Source organism: Streptomyces sp. ISL-100, from assembly GCF_018614615.1.
In the GTDB taxonomy this organism is placed as follows: domain Bacteria; phylum Actinomycetota; class Actinomycetes; order Streptomycetales; family Streptomycetaceae; genus Streptomyces.
Map to the genome: position 1 here is coordinate 1 of NZ_JAGGOK010000121.1, position 15,650 is coordinate 15,650.

The following is a 15,650-nucleotide window of genomic DNA, read 5'->3' on the forward strand; positions in this document are numbered from 1 at the left end:
CCCCGACAACGTGACAGCACCCTTCTGAATGTTTACGATCTCACCATGTGAAATGACCATGGCCCTGCCAGGTCGCATGTGGGTATAACAGGGGTCGGGCCAGTAATGATCTCCGTGGGATGTGGTGGACGGTGTACGTCCTCACCTGCTCGTCGAACGCCAGGATGTTCGCGTGCAGCGGTATCGCACGGGGAGTGCTCGTAGCCACGTGAACGCGCCAGCGGAGTCGCGAATCGCGTGGAATCGTCCGCCATGACAGTGTTGTTGACGGCGGTCGGAATCGATCGCGCCGGGGGCTCTCATCGCAAAATCCATCACGTGGCAACATTTATGCGCCTGCGTGGGGGCGCGCATGCATGCGTGTCCATCTGCACGCCTGTGTTGGCGCGCACATTCTTCAGTTCGCGTTGACAATGATGACGACTTCTGCGGGAAAACGAGCGTTGGTCACTGAAAGCCGGGCGAATCGTAGGGCTGAGTGACGAAGGCGTCATCTCGGCCTGAGCCGCTGGCGATGGCGATTCCGTATCGAGGTCGATTCGTCGGGTCGATGATTCTTCGATCCGTCCATTCATCGGTTTTTCTCGGACGTCCCCGGCTGCTCGCGGAAGTTCACCAACCTCCTTGGACGCTTACGAACGTTCGTGGATGCCCGTGAGCACTTTTGCGAACGTCCATGGAATACCGCGAACGCCCCCAAAATCTCAGCTGTAATCGTCCACGAATCAAACTCTGTCCGGCCGGGCATCTCGCAGTCCACCGGCGGCACCTGCGCGCGCCCTCACAGGGCGACCACGGACCAAATAGGAAGGAATCAACTGCCATGAAGGACCGAATTCTCGGCCTGATCGCCGGAGTCGTCGACGAGGTCAACGAGAGGCGGAGCGAGAAAATTCCGACTGAGAACCTCGTCCAGGTCAGCCTGTACGGCGAGGTTGGCGTCTTCGACTCGATGCACCTCGTGAACTTCCTCGTGCTTGTGGAGGAGGCGATCGAGGATGAGTTCGACGTAGAGGTGTCTCTGACGTCAGAGAAGGCCGTCTCCCAGCGGGTGAGCCCGTTCAGCAGCGTGCGGCGGCTGGTCGACTACATCGAGGGCGAGATTCAGCTGGCCGGGGGCGCGGAAGTGGCGGTCGGCGCGGTCGCCGAACCGGCGCTCTAGGAGTCCACGCATGGACACCTCGGTAAGGAGAGCAGTCGCGGAGGACCTTCCCAAGGTCTATGCGCTGCTGCGTGATTCGTCCCTCAATTCGGCCTGGGTTCCGCTCGATGCGCGACGCCGCATGTTCCGGCCAGTGTGGGGCGGTGACGAGGGGTACTACGGCTATGTCCTCGAAGACGGGGACGACGTGGTCGGATTTCTGGGTCTGCTCTTCACCGAGCGGGAGATCAGTGGAGTCAAGCGCAAGTTCTGCGAGATACACAGCTGGTATGTGAAGGAGGAGTACCGGCACGACAGCATGAAGCTCTTCCTGCCGGCCCTGTCGGTGCGCAAGGCCACGCTGGTCAACTACACGCCGACCCAGACGGTCTACGACATCAGCAAGAAGTTCGGGTTCGACGACCTCGAGACGAAGCTGCGTGCGTTCCTTCCCGTTCCGACGTTCCGGAGCCTCGGCCTGGGCGTCCGGCTGGAGACGAAGAAGCACGTGATTGTCCAGTACCTGGACGAGGCCGACCGGAAGATCTTCCTGGACCATACCGACGTCGAGTGCAATCACTTCCTGATCAGGGGGAGAAGCGACACCGACTACTCGTACATCATCCTCAAGAAGATGCGCCTCGGACGTTTCCGTCCATTCGGAAGAGTTCTCTACGCCAGCAACAAGAAGATGCTCGTCGAGAACATCGATTTCCTGAAGCTGTACTGGTGTTTCCGTTTCGGCGTGGCGCTCATCGCGATGGACGACGACGAACTGGGAACAGACTGGAAGCTGCCGTTCACCAAGGTGATTCCCCGGGAGTTTCCCTCGCTGTACAAGTCGAAGGAACTGGAGGCGGCGGACATCAAGCCTGCGCTGTACACGCTGCCTCTGTTGATCGGATACCGGCTGCATTGACAATGATCATCCTGATTACGGGCACCAGAACCGGGGTGGGCAAGGCCCTGGCGTCCCATTTCCTGGAGCAGGGCCACCACGTCGTGGGCTGCAGCAGACGACCGTCCACCATCGATCACCCTCAGTACCGTCACCACGAAGTCGACCTGACCGACGCCAAGGCCATCAAGGCCGTGTGCCGTGCGATCAGGGACGAGCACGGTCGTCTCGACGCCTTGGTGAACAACGCCGGGACGTCGAACATGAATCACTTCATGATGACGCCCGAGAAGGTCGCGCGGGACATCTTCGACATCAACTTCTTCTCCGTGCTGAATTGCTGCCGCGAGGCCACAAAGCTGCTCCAGAAGAGTCGCGAACCCTCGCCGGCAATCCTGAATGTCTCGACGGTTGCCGTACCGTGGGCGCTGGACGGGCAGTTGGTCTATTCCGCCAGTAAGAGTGCCGTCGACCAGCTGACGCGGGTCATGAGCAAGGAACTGGCCGGGTTCAACATCCGAGTGAACGGCATCGGTTTGCCCCCGGTGCGAACGGTCCTCACCAGGACCGTTCCCGAGGCGAAGATTAACGATTTGATTGAGCGTCAGGCAATCAAGCGTATGTGCACGATGGAGGACATTGTCGGCCCCGTCGAGTTCCTTGTGTCCCGGCAATCCGGGTTCATCACGGGCGAGACGATATTCCTTGGAGGTGTGAACTGAATGAGAAGTGAACTGATCAGCAGGCTGGCGGAGTTGGATTCTCGAATCGCCGTCGTCGACCGGGAAACGCCGTACACCTACAGTGAGTTGCTGGACGGCGTCAGGCGCGTGGAGAAGGAGTTGGAGTCGCACGACGTGCGGCCTCACGACGTCGTCGTCCTGAACGGTGATTTCTCGTTCCTGTCCATCGCGACGCTGCTTGCGCTGTACCTCAACAGGAACGTTGTCGTACCGGTGGTGACGCTCACTGAGGGGACGCTCCGGACGGTCACGGAGTCCTGTTTCCCGAGCCACGTCATCAAGGTGGGTGAAGACCTCGCTTTTGAGGCCGTGGCCGCGCCGTCGGCGGACGTCGGCACGTACGGCCGGCTCGTCGAGGCCGGTGCGGCGGGGCTCGTCCTGCTCAGCAGCGGCAGCACCGGTGCGCCCAAGGCGATCCTGCACAACCTTGACTCGCTGGTGGAGGAGAAGCTTGGCAAGCGCACCAGGATGGGGAGCAGGGCGTCCAACATCCTGATGTTCCTGCTTTTCGATCACATCGGCGGCATCAATTCGCTGCTCGGCGTCTTCCGGGTCGGCGGCACCGCGATCGTGCCCGGTCAGCGCACCCCGGACGAGATCTGCGTCCTGGTCGAGAAGTACGGGATCCGGCTGCTGCCCACCAGCCCCACCTTCCTCAACCTGATCCTGATCGGCGCCTATCACGAGAAGCACGACCTGAGCAGCCTGCGGCTCATCACGTACGGCACCGAGCCCATGCCGGAGGAGTTGCTGAAGCGGGTCAATGGGGCCTTCCCCCGGGCGAAGCTGCTCCAGACCTTCGGGACGAGCGAGACCGGGATCTCGACGACGACGAGCGAGTCATCGGCGAGCACCTACTTCAAGATCGAAGATGCGAACGTCCAGTACCGGATTGTCGACGGCGAACTCCAGCTGAAGAGCAACACGCAGTTCATGGGTTACCTCAACTATCCGGCCGACTGCCTCACCGAGGACGGCTGGTTCAGGACGGGGGACCTCGTCGAGGAGAAGGGCGACGGCTACATCAAGATCAAGGGCCGGGCCAAGGAGATCATCAACGTCGGCGGCGAGAAGGTACTGCCGCTGGAGCTGGAGTCCCTCCTGCTTGGCAGTCCGCTCGTCGACGACTGCGTGGTCTACGGGAAGCCGAACGCCATTACGGGCCAGTCCGTGTGCGTGGACATCAGGCCGCACGGCGACGTCTCCCGGGCCGAAATGCGCCGGCACGTCGTCGAGTTCCTGACGGGCAAGGTCGACCAGTTCAAGATTCCGACGAAGGTGAACGTGGTCGCCGAGATGACTGTATCCGAGCGTTTCAAGAAGCGGAGGATCCAGCTGTGAAGCCCCTCGTAGTGATTGGGGCCGGAAAGTTCGCGCTCGAGGTCACGCGCTACATCGACGACGTCACGGCTTCGGGGCGGGACGCGTACCGCGTCGAACGCTACGCGGCCGTGGCCGGGGAGACCGTGCACGTGCCGGCCGAACGGTGCCTTCCGCTGGACGAGTTCGCCCCAGAGCCCGGCACCAGTGTTGTGCTGGCTGTCTCGGATCCGGCTCAACGGCGGGAGCTCATCGACGGGTTCATCGTCAAGCATGGTCTGTCCGCTGAGAACATCGTGCACCCGCATTCCAGGATCGATGCCGCACAGCTCGTCGGCGTGGGCAACATCATCGGACCGGACTGCTACTTCGGCGTGAACGTGGTGCTCGGCAGCCACAACGTCGTGAATTACCACTGCACCGTCGGACATCATTCGCGGCTCGGATCAAACAACTTCCTCGCACCGAACTTCAACTGCGGGAACAGCGTCGAGATCGACGACGACAACTTCTTCGGTCTGAGCTGCACGCTCGCTCCCGAAGTGGTGATCGGTAGCGGCTGCAAGTTCCAGGCAGGGCTCAGCCTCTTCGACAACGCGGAAAGCGGGCACTCCTACTTTTCACCCAGTCGCATCAAGTTCATCAAATCTCTTTAACAGCACGTCCCTTTGAGGAGTACTGAAATGAAGCGTTCCAAGGTCACGATCATCGGGGCGGGCCCCGCGGGTAGCGTCGCGGCGCTGACCCTGAACAAGCTCGGCCACGACGTCACCGTCTTCGAGCGGGACCACTTCCCCCGCTACCGTGTCGGCGAATCCTTCCTGCCGGGCACCCTGTCGATCCTCAACCGTCTCGGTCTCCAGGAGAAGATCGACGCCGCGGGCTTCATCGGGAAGCCCTCCGCGACCTTCCTGTGGGGCCAGGACCAGGCGCCGTGGACCTTCTCCTTCGCCACCCCCCGTACCGCTCCCTGGGTCTTCGACCACGCCATCCAGGTCAAGCGCGAGGAGTTCGACCAGCTGCTTCTGGAGGAGGTCAAGGAGCGCGGGATCACCGTTCACGAGGGCACCCCGGTGACGGCGGTGGACATCTCCGACCCGTCCAAGGTCTCGGTGACGGTGCGTCAGGACGGCGAGCCCCGCGTCGTCGAGAGCGACTTCGTTATTGACGCCGGCGGTGCGGGCGGTCCCCTGGCCCGGCAGCTGAAGGTCCGCCGCTACGACGAGTTCTACAAGAACTTCGCGATCTGGTCGTACTTCAAGCGCAAGGACCCCTTCACGGGCAGCGGGCTCGAGGGCACCACGTACTCGATCACCTTCGAGGACGGGTGGGTCTGGATGATCCCCCTGAAGGACGACCTCTACAGCGTCGGGCTCGTCGTCGACCGCTCGAAGTCGGCCGAGGTCAAGGAACTCGGCACCGAGCGCTTCTACCGCGAGACGCTGGCCAAAGCCACCAGGGCTGTGGAGATCTTGGGCGACGCCGAGATCGTCGACGAGGTGCGCATCGTCCACGACTGGTCCTACGACTCAGAGCTGTTCTCGGACGGCCGGTTCTTCCTGTGTGGTGACTCGGCCTGCTTCACTGACCCGCTGTTCTCGCAGGGCGTCCACCTCGCCTCGCAGTCCGCCGTCTCGGCCGCAGCGGCCATCGACCGGATCACGAACAAGGAGGACGAGACCGAGTCGGTCCACGCCTGGTACAACCGCACGTACCGCGAGACCTACGAGCAGTACCACGAGTTCCTCGCCTCGTTCTACACGTTCGCTTCCTTCACTGAGCCGGAGTCCGAGTTCTGGACCAAGCGCCGGATCAGCGAGTCGGACGATGACCGCCTGAGTCGCAAGAAGTGGTTCGACAAGCTGGTCCAGGACGGCCAGGGGAGCGAGTCTCTGTCGATCGCGGACTTCCGTGACCGCGCCTCCACGATGATCGCCATCGGCAAGCACCAGCGCCAGGAACTGAGCGGCGACTTCTCCGACGAGGAGCTCAACTCGGCGCGCGTGCGCTGGATCAGCGCCCTGACCAAGCAGCTGAACAGCATCAAGCGGTTCCAGTGGCACGGCGAAGAGGTCCTGCTCAACCCCCACTACAAGGTCGAGCCGCTCGAGTTCCGCCTCGAGCCGAAGCACGTGATCGCCAACGAGCACGGCGTCGACATGGTCAAGTACCCGCTGGAGGAGCAGCACCGGGAGATCTTCGAGTACCTCAACAAGGAGCCGGTGGACTACAAGACCCTCATCCGCCAGCTCGGGGAGGCCGACCGCAAGGAGGCGAGCTCGCAGATCGTCATCCGTCTCATGGAGGCGGGTCTGCTGAGCGGTTACGACAAGAACGGTGAGCGCGTCTTCATCCAGGACCGTCTGCGCTTCGACGGCGTGGGCGTGGAATACGAGGTGTGAGCATGGAAGCGATCACGTACGTCTACCTGGCCGGTATCGACAACTCGGGTCCGGACCACTGGCAGGCCATGTGGCACGCACGGTCGGACAACGGGGTGTGGGTCGAGCACGAGGCCTGGGAGGCCCCCGTCCGCGACGTCTGGGTCAAGGACCTGGACGACGTGTTGAGGAGCATTGAGGGCCCCAAGGTCCTCATCGCCCACAGCCTGGGGTGCACCGTGCTGACCGAGTGGGCGACCGAGCACCAGGACGAGGGCGTCGTTGGTGCCCTCGTGGTCGCGATGCCGGACGTGCACGGCAGTAACTTCCCGAAGGCGGCGCTGGGATTCGACGTGCCCCGGCACGGGACGCTGCCCTTCCTGACCGTCGTGGTGGCGAGCGAGGACGACCCCTTCGGCTACAGCACGCCGGTGGACCGTCAGGCGGTCGCCGAGAGGCTCGGCGCCCAGCTGGTCGAGGTCGGCCGCAAGGGACACATCAACGCGTCCTCGGGCCTCGGGGACTGGAGCGAGGGCTGGTCCATTTTCGGGGAGCACTTCCTCGGGTGAGACCTGCACGGTACGCCGGTCACGGGCGGCGTACAGCGACGTGGCCGCCGCCCGTGGCCGGCGGAGGAGGAGCGAGGTGGAAGTGGAACGCTGCGTGACCGACCGCTTCGAGCGGAAGCTGCAACTGCGGTATGAAACCCGATCTCCCGGCCCGCTGCCGTGGGGTTTGTGGGTGCGTACGTGGCTCGCACAGGTGTGGCGTGCCGGGAGGAAGCACAGGTGATCGCGCGAGGAGCGCAGGGTGATGCGCTCCTCGCGCGACCGCGTCCGCGGCGGTCCGGGGGCGCACCCAGGGAGGGGAACAGACATGGAAGTAATCAGTGAGGAACACCTCGGTACGGCAACGGGTTTCCGGTACTGGAGCGGCGACCTGCACCGGCCCGAGGTCGTGCTCCGGGCCGGCCGCCGCAGATTCAGCGCCGTGCTGGAGGAGCGCAGGGCGGACGGCACGCTCGTCCTCTCGGTCGAGGACCTGCGTCGGCTCGACGACCTTGTGGACGACGCGGGTGGCGAGGGCGGGGCCCGCCTCGGCCTGGCGTTCCGGGCGGACGAGGTGCGTTTCGCCAGGCAGAAGGCGGCTCCGCTGTTCACGACGGACTACGCCGTGGACCGCTCCGCGCGGGTGATCGAGGCGCGCTTCGCCCTCGACCAGGCGGTCGGCGGCCAGCACCTCCTTCCCGAGCCGATCGCCGCGAGCGTGCGGAGCGGCACGCTCTTCCGGCGCCCCCGGCGTGTCAGCGTGACCCGGCTGTCGCCGTACCACGGGGAGTTCGTGGCCGATGACTCCGGGCGCTGCCTGTCCCCCGGGATGGTCGTGGTCATCGACCTGTGGCTGCCGTGGTCCGGAGAGCTGCGGCTGCATGCCCAGGTGACGGCATGCCAGGACGCTTTCGGCGGCGGCCGGTTCGCTTTCCGCATCGTCAACGAAGGGTCGGTGAAGCGCGCGGCGGTCGTGCTGGCGGGCACCGTGGAAGGGTTCGGTTTCGCCGCTCTTAAGGCCGTCGGCGTACCTCCGGGACAGGTGACGAAGTACCTCACCGTGCGAACCGTCTCGGATCCCACTGCCTTCCAGCAGGCCCTCAGGGTGCGCCTGGCCGGCAATCGCGACTTCGGCCGCCTCGCCGGGGTGCGGGACGGCTCGGTGGTCGCCGACCACCTCGACGCGCACTCCGTCACCTTCGTGTGCTGCCTGGGCGACAAGCCGCTGGGCACCGGCCGACTCGTCGTCAACGGCGGGGATCGCGCGCTGAGCGAGATCGAGACCCAGACGCAGGGTCTGCCGGAGAAGGTGTGGGCCGGTGGCTTCGTCGAGGTGTCGCGTCTCGCGATCCACCCGGACTACCGGGGTGCGGGAGTGATCGTCGCCCTCTTCCGTGAGGTCGCGCGCCTCGCCTTCAACCTGGACTGCCGCTACCTGATCCTCGACGCCATCGGCAAGCTTGTGCCGATCTACGAGCGGATCGGTGCCAAGCGGCTGCCCATCGTCAAGACGCACCCGTACAGCAAGGAGACGGTCCGGGTGCTGGCCATCGACATCGGTAAGCAACTGAGCCGGATCGACCGGCGGTTGATTTCCTGGCAGTACGTGTTCGGCCCCGTCCTGAAGCACCACATGCGCACCTCGTCGCCGCGTTCGTTGAGCAGGCTCGTACGGGGACTCGGAAACATTCCCTTCTGGATCAAGCGTTTGCTGAGCCGAGTGGCCTAGCGATGCGCGAAGAAAGCCACTCCGTGACCCCTGAACGCAACCCATGGACCGTCCTGACGGCGCTGCTTGTCGGCTACTTCATGGTCGTGCTGGACATGACGATCGTCGCCGTCGCCAACCGAAGCATCATGGCGGGCCTGGACGCAGACGTGTCACAGGTCGTGTGGGCGAGCAGCGCCTATTTGCTCACCTTCGCGGCGCTGCTCCTGGTGGCGGGCCGGCTGGGTGATCGCTTCGGGCCCAAGAACGTCTACCTTGCCGGTCTGGCCGTGTTCACGGCGGCCTCGCTGTGGTGCGGCTGGTCGCCGACGATCGGTTCGCTGATTGCGGCGCGCGCGGTCCAGGGCGTGGGCGCCGCGCTTCTGACGCCTCAAACCATGGCCGTGATCACGCGCATCTTCCCCTCGTCGCGGCGGGCCGCGGCGATGAGCCTGTGGGGCGGGGTCGCCGGTCTCGCCAACCTCGTCGGACCGCTGCTCGGCGGGGTCCTGGTCGACGGGCTCGGCTGGGGCTGGATCTTCTTCGTCAACGTGCCGGTCGGTGTCGTGGGCTTCATCCTCGCGGCCCGGCTCGTACCGGTGCTGCCCGGCCATGGCCACGGGTTCGACGTACCCGGCGTCATGCTCAGCGGTATCGGCATGTTCCTGCTGGTGGTCGGCATCCAGGAGGGTGGCGGCCGGCACTGGGACGTCTGGACCTGGGCGGTGATCGGTGCCGGTGCCGCGCTCCTAGTGGTCTTTGTCGTCCACCAGTCCCGCACCACCGGCGAGCCGCTGCTGCCGCTCGGCCTGTTCCGCGACCGCAACTTCGCGCTGGCGAGCGTGGCCGTGGCCGCGGTCGGCGGGGCGGTCGCCGCGCTGATGGTGCCGCTGTACTTCTACCTGGAGGCAGTGCGCGGGATGCCTGGGGCCCAGGCCGGGGTGGTGGTCGCCCCGATGGCGGTCGTCGCCATCGTGTGCGTGCCCCTCGTCGGGCGGTTCGCCGACCGGCTGCATCCGCGCGTGATCCCGGCTGCGGGCTTCGCCCTGTTTGCGCTGACACTTCTGTGGTTCACGATGCTGATGACTCCGGATGCGCCGGTCGCGGTGTTCCTCGTGGGGGCCGCGCTCACTGGCGCCGCTAACGCCTTCATCTGGCCGGCGCTCGCTGCGACCGCCACCCACAGCCTTGCCCTCCATCAGGCCGGTGCGGGCTCGGGCGCGTACAACGCCATCCGGCAGGTCGGTTCCGTGCTGGGCAGCGCTGCGATCAGCGCCATCCTCGCGCATCGGATCGCCGCCCACGGCTTGGAGGGCGCGGCGGCGGGTCTGGAGACCGCCGGTACCGGTGAGGTTGGCGATGCCACCGCAGGCCCGGCGAGCGCAAAAGCGGCCTTCAGCTCTGCATTGGGGGAGTCCCTCTACCTGCCGATCGCCCTCTTGCTGCTGGGCCTCGTCGCGTCCGTGCTCTTCCACCGCAAGGGCGCCACGGCCCTCCCCGAGCAGACGACGACCCCCGCCGAGCGTCGCCAGACCGTCCTGTGACCATGCTTTCGAAACCCCTGGGGGCACGCCGATGAACGGCGAGACAACCGTGCACTTCTTCCTGACCCTGGCGGTCCTGCTGGGCGTCGCCAAACTGGCCGGAGCGGTGGCGATCCGGCTGGGTCAACCGGCGGTCCTCGGTGAGATCGTGGCCGGCATCGTGGTCGGCCCCCTGGTGCTCCCGGACTCGGTGCGCCAGGTCCTCCTGCCCCCAGACGTCACGCCGTTGCTCGGGGCGCTCGCCGCGGTGGGGCTGGCCCTGTTCATGTTCGTCGTGGGGTATGAACTGGACCATGCGCTCTTGCGCGGCCGCAAGCGCACCACGATCGGCGTCGCGGCGGGCTCCGTCCTTGTGCCGCTGATCGGCGGAACGCTGGTGGCGATACCGCTGGCGCGCCACTACGCCACCGGGTCCAGCACGGGCTTCGTCCTGTTCATGGGCATCGCCATGTCGATCACGGCGTTCCCGGTCCTCGCCCGCATCCTGGCTGACCGGGGCCTGAACCGGCTGCCGCTGGGAGGCGTGGCGCTGTCCGCCGCCGCCGTCGGCGACCTCTTGGCTTGGGTCGCGCTGGCGGCCGTGACCGCGCTGTGTGGCAGCGCCGGCCAGTGGCAGCTCGCGCTGCTGCCCGTCTACCTGGTCGTGCTCATCGCTGTCGTACGGCCCCGGCTGGCGCGGCTGCTGAAGAGCTACGCCGACGGCAGCACCCCGCCGCCCTCGCTGCTGCCGCTGCTCGCGGCTGGGCTGCTGCTGTCCTGCGCCGTCACCGAGTGGATGGGCGTGCACTACATCTTCGGCGCGTTCGCGTTCGGCGCGGCGATGCCGAGGGCCGGGCTCGAACCGCTGCGCGCCTGGGTGATCCGCGGTGCGGACCAGGCCGGTGCGTTGCTGCTGCCTTTGTACTTCGTGATCGCTGGGTCCAAGGTGACCATGGACGGGTTCGGTGGTACCGCCCTGCTCGCCCTCGTCGTGCTCATCGCCGTCGCGGTGCTGACCAAGGCCGCCGGAGTTTACGGCGGCGCGCGCCTGGCGGGCATGCCCCGAGAAGAGGCGCTGCCGCTGTCCGTGCTGATGAACGTGCGCGGCCTCACCGAGATCGTGATCCTCACGGTCGGTCTCGAACTGGGCCTCATCGGCGGCGACATCTACTCGATGATGGTCGTGATGGCCGTGGTGACCACGGCGATGGCCGGCCCCCTGCTGGCCGTGCCGCGAGTCGGCTCGGCACTGTCCCAGGTCCAGAGCCCGACGCAGCGGGCAAAGGCGCCCGGAAGCGGCCCGAAGGTCCCAGAAGCCGCGCTGACCGCCCCGACGGGCGGCGAGCTGCACCGGGCCGCCCGCTGAGCGGAGGCCCGGGCCCCCCTCCCGTACCGAAAGAGCCGGTCCCCTGCCCGTACGGGGGCCTGTGCTCGTACCGAAAGAGAACGAGAACGATGAACTGGCACGAGCACGTCGACCACTACTGCGAGCGCGTCACGGAGGCCTTCTGGGCCGAACCCGCCAACGCCGTAAGCAACTTGTCCTTTGTCGTGGCCGCTTGGGCGATATGGCGGATGGCCAGGATGCAGGGGCGCCTGCCGTTGCGAGTCGGGTTCATGGCGCCGCTGATGGTGCTGATCGGAATCGGCAGCTTCGCGTTCCACACGCTGGCGACCCCGTGGGCCCAGGTGCTCGACATCGTGCCGATCGGGCTGTTCGTCCTGTGCTACCTGGCCGCCTACCTGCGGGAGTTCTACCGCCTCGCCTGGCAGTGGTGCCTGCTCGGGGTCGCCGCGTTCGCGGGGTTCACCGCCGCCTTCATCGTCTTCGCGGGCGATTACATCCCCAACCGCTCGGGCACGTACGTTCCAGTGCTGTTGCTGATGCTTGGGCTCGCGGTGACGATGCGGGCTTCGCGCAACGAGGGCAGGGCCCAGCACTGGGTGACTTTCGGCGCGGCGACCGGTGTGTTCGCGGCCGCGCTGACCGCGCGCACGGTGGACCACAGCGTCTGCGGATCCTTCCCGCTGGGCACCCACTTCCTCTGGCACACGCTCGACGGTGTCCTGGTGTTCCTGGTGGGGCGCGCCTTGGTCCTCCACTGGCAGTCGGAGCGGGAGACGGCCGCCTCGAGCGAGGCGGAGGCCCGGGCTGTGAAGGAAGGGGTCTGAGTGGACGGGCATGCCGGTTTAGTCATGGAGCAGTTGCTGGACACGGTCGAGCAGCCGGCGGGGAACGCCTACTTCGACGAGGGCCGCGCACCCACCACCGGAGAGTGCCACCTGTGGTGTGCGCCGATCGGCACGCACCACGGGTGGATGGATGTCTTGGCACCCGAAGAGCGCGTGCGGGCCAGCCAGCTGCCGGCAGGCTCCGCGCGGGACACCTTCGTTACCTCGCGTGGCCTCCAACGCACCATGGGTGCACAGTACTTGGGGGCTGGCGCCGAGCAGCTCCGCATCGTCCGTACCTGCCCGCGGTGCGATGTGGACCACGGGCGGCCCCGGTTCGACGGGGCGGATATCGACTATTCGGTCGCGCACACGCGCCGATGGGTCCTCCTCGCTGTCGTGTCCGAGGGCCTCGTCGGCGTCGACCTCGATACCGTCCCAGCCCGGCGCGTAGTCGACCGCCTGGCCCCGACCATGCTTACGCCCGGCGAGCAGGAGTCCCTGGAGCGGACGGCCGAGAGTGAACGAGCCACCGCGTTCCTGCGCCTGTGGGCCCGTAAGGAAGCGGCGGCCAAGCTAACCGGCCGCGGTCTCGCTGCCTCGATAGCCCAACTGGATGTCACGGAAGCGACGTTGGCCGCTCCACCGACGGGCGGGGTCGCCGCGATCCATCTCCTCGACGTGCCAGCCGGTGACGGCCACGTGGTGGCGGTGGCGACCACACACCGGATCGACCACGTCCTGGCGTACTGGCCGGGGCCGGGCGCGTGACGCCGCGCGGCACACGCCCCGTCCCCCCGAACACGGCCGCACATAGAGGAGGAACGCCCTGGTGCGCACTGACCTCGAGGCACCGCAGGAACGCCGGATCCGGCACGTCGTCTGGGACTGGAACGGCACGTTCCTGAACGACAACCACGTGATGCGCGCCTCCGTCAGCGACGTTTGCGCCCACTCCGGCAGACCCGCCGTCGACATGCGGACGTGGCGGGCGGCCTACCACCTGCCGTTTCGCCCCCGACGCCGAGGCGACCCTGGACCGGGTCCGGGAGGAGAGGTTAATCCGGTCGGTCCTCTCGATGGTCCTGCACGACGACGTCACAGCACAGGCGAGGCGGTTCGGCGTGCACGGTACGCGAGCCGGATCGACGGAGGGCGACCGGAGGTGGCCGGTGACCACAAGGCCGGTCATCTCGCAGACCACATCGGCCGGTTGGGACTGGAGCTGGATGAGTGCCTGCTCGTCGGTGACGTAGTCGACGCAGCGGAGCAGGTGGGGACGCGCTGCGTGCTCGTCACCACCGGCATGGCGGAGCCAAGGAGCTCCGGGAAACGGGACTTCCCGTGATCGACAGCCGCGCCGAGGCGTTCGAGGTGGGTGTCCCAAGGCGAATGGAACGGGAAGTGACAGGAGGAGCATGACTCTCTCAGCTGATGAACCACATGGGGTCCATACGCGGGCTCTTGCCGTGCGGGCTCTTGCCGCGCAGTCGCGGCTGCTGCTCGAATCAGTGCGCGAGGAACGGATCGCGGCCCCGGAGGACCTCTCGGACGTCCTGCTGCCCATGGCGGCGGACCTACGGCAGTCGCTGCACGACATCGGCCGGCTGTGCGAAGCGCTCTTGGAGGCGTCACCGGAGAGTGTCCACGGCGCGGACCTGCGGCGCTGTGCCGACGGGTTGAAGGGGGCGGCCGGGCGCTTGACGTCCGTCATGATGAACGACATGTGCCTCGGAGGCGTGTGAACGACCTCGCACCGCTTTGGGGGGGGCACACCTGCTCGCCAGGTGTGCCCCCCAAGCCGTTCGCGTGCTCAGCGCGTCGGCTCCGGCAGCGCGGAGTGCTGATGGACAGTAGGAGGCTGGCGCTGTCACGTTGGCTGACAGGCGTGGGGTGATCGTGTAGTTGATCATGTTGGGAGGGGTTGTTCGTGTTGTCCGGGGCGCCGTCGTACAAGGGCCACCGGTACCCAGTGGAGGTCATCTCGCACGGTGTGTGGCTGTACTTCCGTTTCCCGCTCGGCTTCCGCGAGGTCGAGGAGCTGATGCTGGAGCGCGGCGTGGTCGTCTCCTACGAGACCGTGCGCCGGTGGTGCCTGAAGTTCGGGCAGCCCTACGCCCACGCGCTACGCCGTCGGCGTCCCCGGCCGGGCGACAAGTGGCATCTGGACGAGGTCTTCGTGAAGATCAACGGGGAGTGGAAGTACCTGTGGCGGGCCGTCGACACTGAGGGCAACGTGCTGGACATCCTCGTGCAGAGCCGGCGGGACACCGCCGCGGCCAGGCGTTTCTTCCGGAAGCTGATGAAGAGGACCCGCTCGGTGCCCCGGCTGGTCGTCACAAGCTCCGCTCCTACGGCGCCCCTCACCGGCAGGTGATGCCCTCGGTGGAGCACCGCTCGCACAAGGGGCTGAACAACCGCGCCGAGAACTCCCACCAACCGGCCAGGCAACGCGAACGCGCGATGAAGGGCTTCCGCTCCGTCGGCGCAGCCCAACGGTTCCTGGCCGCGTTCAGCGGCATCTCTCCCCACTTCAGGCCCCGACGCCACCTGATGACCGCCACCGACTACCGCACCGAAATGATCATCCGCTTCGCGATCTGGAACCAGATCACCGGGAGCGTCGGCCTGCCCGCAGCAGCCTGAACCACCGTCACCACCGCAGCCAGACACGCCCCGAACCGGATCTCCCCCCGAGGCCCCACTCAACCTGACAACGCCCTTGGCCGCGCAGACCGCGCTGGCATGGCGGGCGGACGGCTACACGCGTCACATGATCATCGTCTCGTCGATGGACACCGCCGGCCACGAAGCGCTCGCCGCTGCACAGGTCGGCTCCATCAGCAACCCCGCCGCCCTGGCCGCTCTGTTGTCGGTGGTGGGGGAGGGGCCGGACCGGATCCCGTTCCTGACCGTGGTGTGCACCTACTCACCCGGGCCCTGCACGTCGTCCGCCGCACGGTGATCTCACCGAGCGGCTTTTCCCCCCTCGGCCCGCAGACGTGACCGCCGCCTGGGCCTCCACGAGATCGGACACAGCCTGCTGCCCCACCGCCGGTCCCGCAACTGTCCTCGCAAGATCCGGTCATGCATCACCGGGTACGGCAGCAAAGCTCCCGGAGGACCCGCCAGTCACCGTCGTTCGCCGGTCGTCGTCACCCTGCACCACCGATGGCACGACCACTAATGCAACGTCATGACTCTGTTGGTGATCTT

At 66.4% G+C, this 15,650-nt stretch carries 15 protein-coding genes and 1 pseudogene; all 16 read left to right on the forward strand.

All coding sequences use genetic code 11. The annotated features are described in order from the left end of the window. The first annotated feature begins 823 nt into the window (after positions 1-823). The 16 genes and pseudogenes from J7E89_RS37935 to J7E89_RS38010 all read left to right on the forward strand — a co-directional run bounded on the left by J7E89_RS37935 (position 824) and on the right by J7E89_RS38010 (position 15,399). Entirely contained in the window at positions 824-1,162 is a 339-nt protein-coding gene (locus tag J7E89_RS37935) for a hypothetical protein (RefSeq protein WP_214980726.1), read from the forward strand. Between the two features lie 10 nt (positions 1,163-1,172). Continuing rightward, complete coding sequence (locus tag J7E89_RS37940) at positions 1,173-2,060, forward strand: GNAT family N-acetyltransferase (RefSeq protein WP_214980728.1); 888 nt, start codon at positions 1,173-1,175, stop codon at positions 2,058-2,060. 2 nt (positions 2,061-2,062) lie between these two features. Continuing rightward, on the forward strand, positions 2,063-2,761 hold the full coding sequence (locus J7E89_RS37945) for an SDR family NAD(P)-dependent oxidoreductase (RefSeq protein WP_214980730.1): 699 nt from the start codon (positions 2,063-2,065) through the stop codon (positions 2,759-2,761). Beyond that, complete coding sequence (locus J7E89_RS37950; protein ID WP_214980732.1) at positions 2,762-4,123, forward strand: long-chain fatty acid--CoA ligase; 1,362 nt, start codon at positions 2,762-2,764, stop codon at positions 4,121-4,123. Next, positions 4,120-4,758, forward strand: coding sequence for a hypothetical protein (locus J7E89_RS37955; RefSeq protein ID WP_214980734.1), 639 nt, complete (start codon positions 4,120-4,122; stop codon positions 4,756-4,758). The genes J7E89_RS37950 and J7E89_RS37955 overlap by 4 nt, the downstream gene beginning before the upstream one ends. 27 nt (positions 4,759-4,785) lie before the next feature. After that, positions 4,786-6,504, forward strand: a complete 1,719-nt coding sequence (cmlS, locus tag J7E89_RS37960; RefSeq protein ID WP_214980736.1) for a chloramphenicol-biosynthetic FADH2-dependent halogenase CmlS — start codon at positions 4,786-4,788, stop codon at positions 6,502-6,504. A 2-nt stretch (positions 6,505-6,506) separates the two neighbouring features. Continuing rightward, on the forward strand, positions 6,507-7,052 hold the full coding sequence (locus J7E89_RS37965; RefSeq protein WP_214980738.1) for an alpha/beta hydrolase: 546 nt from the start codon (positions 6,507-6,509) through the stop codon (positions 7,050-7,052). A gap of 307 nt (positions 7,053-7,359) precedes the next feature. Then, positions 7,360-8,760, forward strand: a complete 1,401-nt coding sequence (locus J7E89_RS37970; protein ID WP_214980741.1) for a GNAT family N-acetyltransferase — start codon at positions 7,360-7,362, stop codon at positions 8,758-8,760. 23 nt (positions 8,761-8,783) lie between these two features. Further along, the gene (locus J7E89_RS37975) at positions 8,784-10,283 is read left to right on the forward strand and encodes a DHA2 family efflux MFS transporter permease subunit (RefSeq protein WP_214980743.1); all 1,500 of its coding nucleotides are present in this window, start codon (positions 8,784-8,786) and stop codon (positions 10,281-10,283) included. A gap of 31 nt (positions 10,284-10,314) precedes the next feature. After that, the gene (locus J7E89_RS37980; RefSeq protein WP_214980745.1) at positions 10,315-11,628 is read left to right on the forward strand and encodes a cation:proton antiporter; all 1,314 of its coding nucleotides are present in this window, start codon (positions 10,315-10,317) and stop codon (positions 11,626-11,628) included. A gap of 89 nt (positions 11,629-11,717) precedes the next feature. Next, positions 11,718-12,434, forward strand: coding sequence for a ceramidase domain-containing protein (locus tag J7E89_RS37985; RefSeq protein ID WP_214980746.1), 717 nt, complete (start codon positions 11,718-11,720; stop codon positions 12,432-12,434). Between the two features lie 24 nt (positions 12,435-12,458). After that, positions 12,459-13,205 (forward strand): 4'-phosphopantetheinyl transferase superfamily protein, encoded by a 747-nt coding sequence (locus tag J7E89_RS37990; protein WP_214980747.1) that lies wholly within the window; start codon positions 12,459-12,461, stop codon positions 13,203-13,205. Positions 13,206-13,599: 394 nt separating this feature from the next. Then, positions 13,600-13,782, forward strand: a complete 183-nt coding sequence (locus J7E89_RS42200) for an HAD hydrolase-like protein (RefSeq protein WP_214980748.1) — start codon at positions 13,600-13,602, stop codon at positions 13,780-13,782. A gap of 70 nt (positions 13,783-13,852) precedes the next feature. Next, positions 13,853-14,179 carry a hypothetical protein gene (locus tag J7E89_RS38000; protein ID WP_214980749.1) on the forward strand — a complete coding sequence of 109 codons (327 nt, stop codon included), beginning with the start codon at positions 13,853-13,855 and terminating at the stop codon, positions 14,177-14,179. Positions 14,180-14,364: 185 nt separating this feature from the next. Further along, a pseudogene (locus J7E89_RS38005) lies at positions 14,365-15,080 on the forward strand (IS6 family transposase). A gap of 76 nt (positions 15,081-15,156) precedes the next feature. Then, positions 15,157-15,399, forward strand: a complete 243-nt coding sequence (locus J7E89_RS38010) for a hypothetical protein (protein WP_214980750.1) — start codon at positions 15,157-15,159, stop codon at positions 15,397-15,399. Positions 15,400-15,650: the final 251 nt, after the last annotated feature.

What these genes read in the sequence shown, in the direction of transcription:
- J7E89_RS37935 (WP_214980726.1), top strand. Translation starts at nt 824, where the DNA reads ATGAAGGACCGAATTCTCGGCCTGATCGCCGGAGTCGTCGACGAGGTC.
- J7E89_RS37940 (WP_214980728.1), top strand. Translation starts at nt 1,173, where the DNA reads ATGGACACCTCGGTAAGGAGAGCAGTCGCGGAGGACCTTCCCAAGGTC.
- J7E89_RS37945 (WP_214980730.1), top strand. Translation starts at nt 2,063, where the DNA reads ATGATCATCCTGATTACGGGCACCAGAACCGGGGTGGGCAAGGCCCTG.
- J7E89_RS37950 (WP_214980732.1), top strand. Translation starts at nt 2,762, where the DNA reads ATGAGAAGTGAACTGATCAGCAGGCTGGCGGAGTTGGATTCTCGAATC.
- cmlS (WP_214980736.1), top strand. Translation starts at nt 4,786, where the DNA reads ATGAAGCGTTCCAAGGTCACGATCATCGGGGCGGGCCCCGCGGGTAGC.
- J7E89_RS37965 (WP_214980738.1), top strand. Translation starts at nt 6,507, where the DNA reads ATGGAAGCGATCACGTACGTCTACCTGGCCGGTATCGACAACTCGGGT.
- J7E89_RS37970 (WP_214980741.1), top strand. Translation starts at nt 7,360, where the DNA reads ATGGAAGTAATCAGTGAGGAACACCTCGGTACGGCAACGGGTTTCCGG.
- J7E89_RS37980 (WP_214980745.1), top strand. Translation starts at nt 10,315, where the DNA reads ATGAACGGCGAGACAACCGTGCACTTCTTCCTGACCCTGGCGGTCCTG.
- J7E89_RS37985 (WP_214980746.1), top strand. Translation starts at nt 11,718, where the DNA reads ATGAACTGGCACGAGCACGTCGACCACTACTGCGAGCGCGTCACGGAG.
- J7E89_RS37990 (WP_214980747.1), top strand. Translation starts at nt 12,459, where the DNA reads ATGGAGCAGTTGCTGGACACGGTCGAGCAGCCGGCGGGGAACGCCTAC.
- J7E89_RS38000 (WP_214980749.1), top strand. Translation starts at nt 13,853, where the DNA reads ATGACTCTCTCAGCTGATGAACCACATGGGGTCCATACGCGGGCTCTT.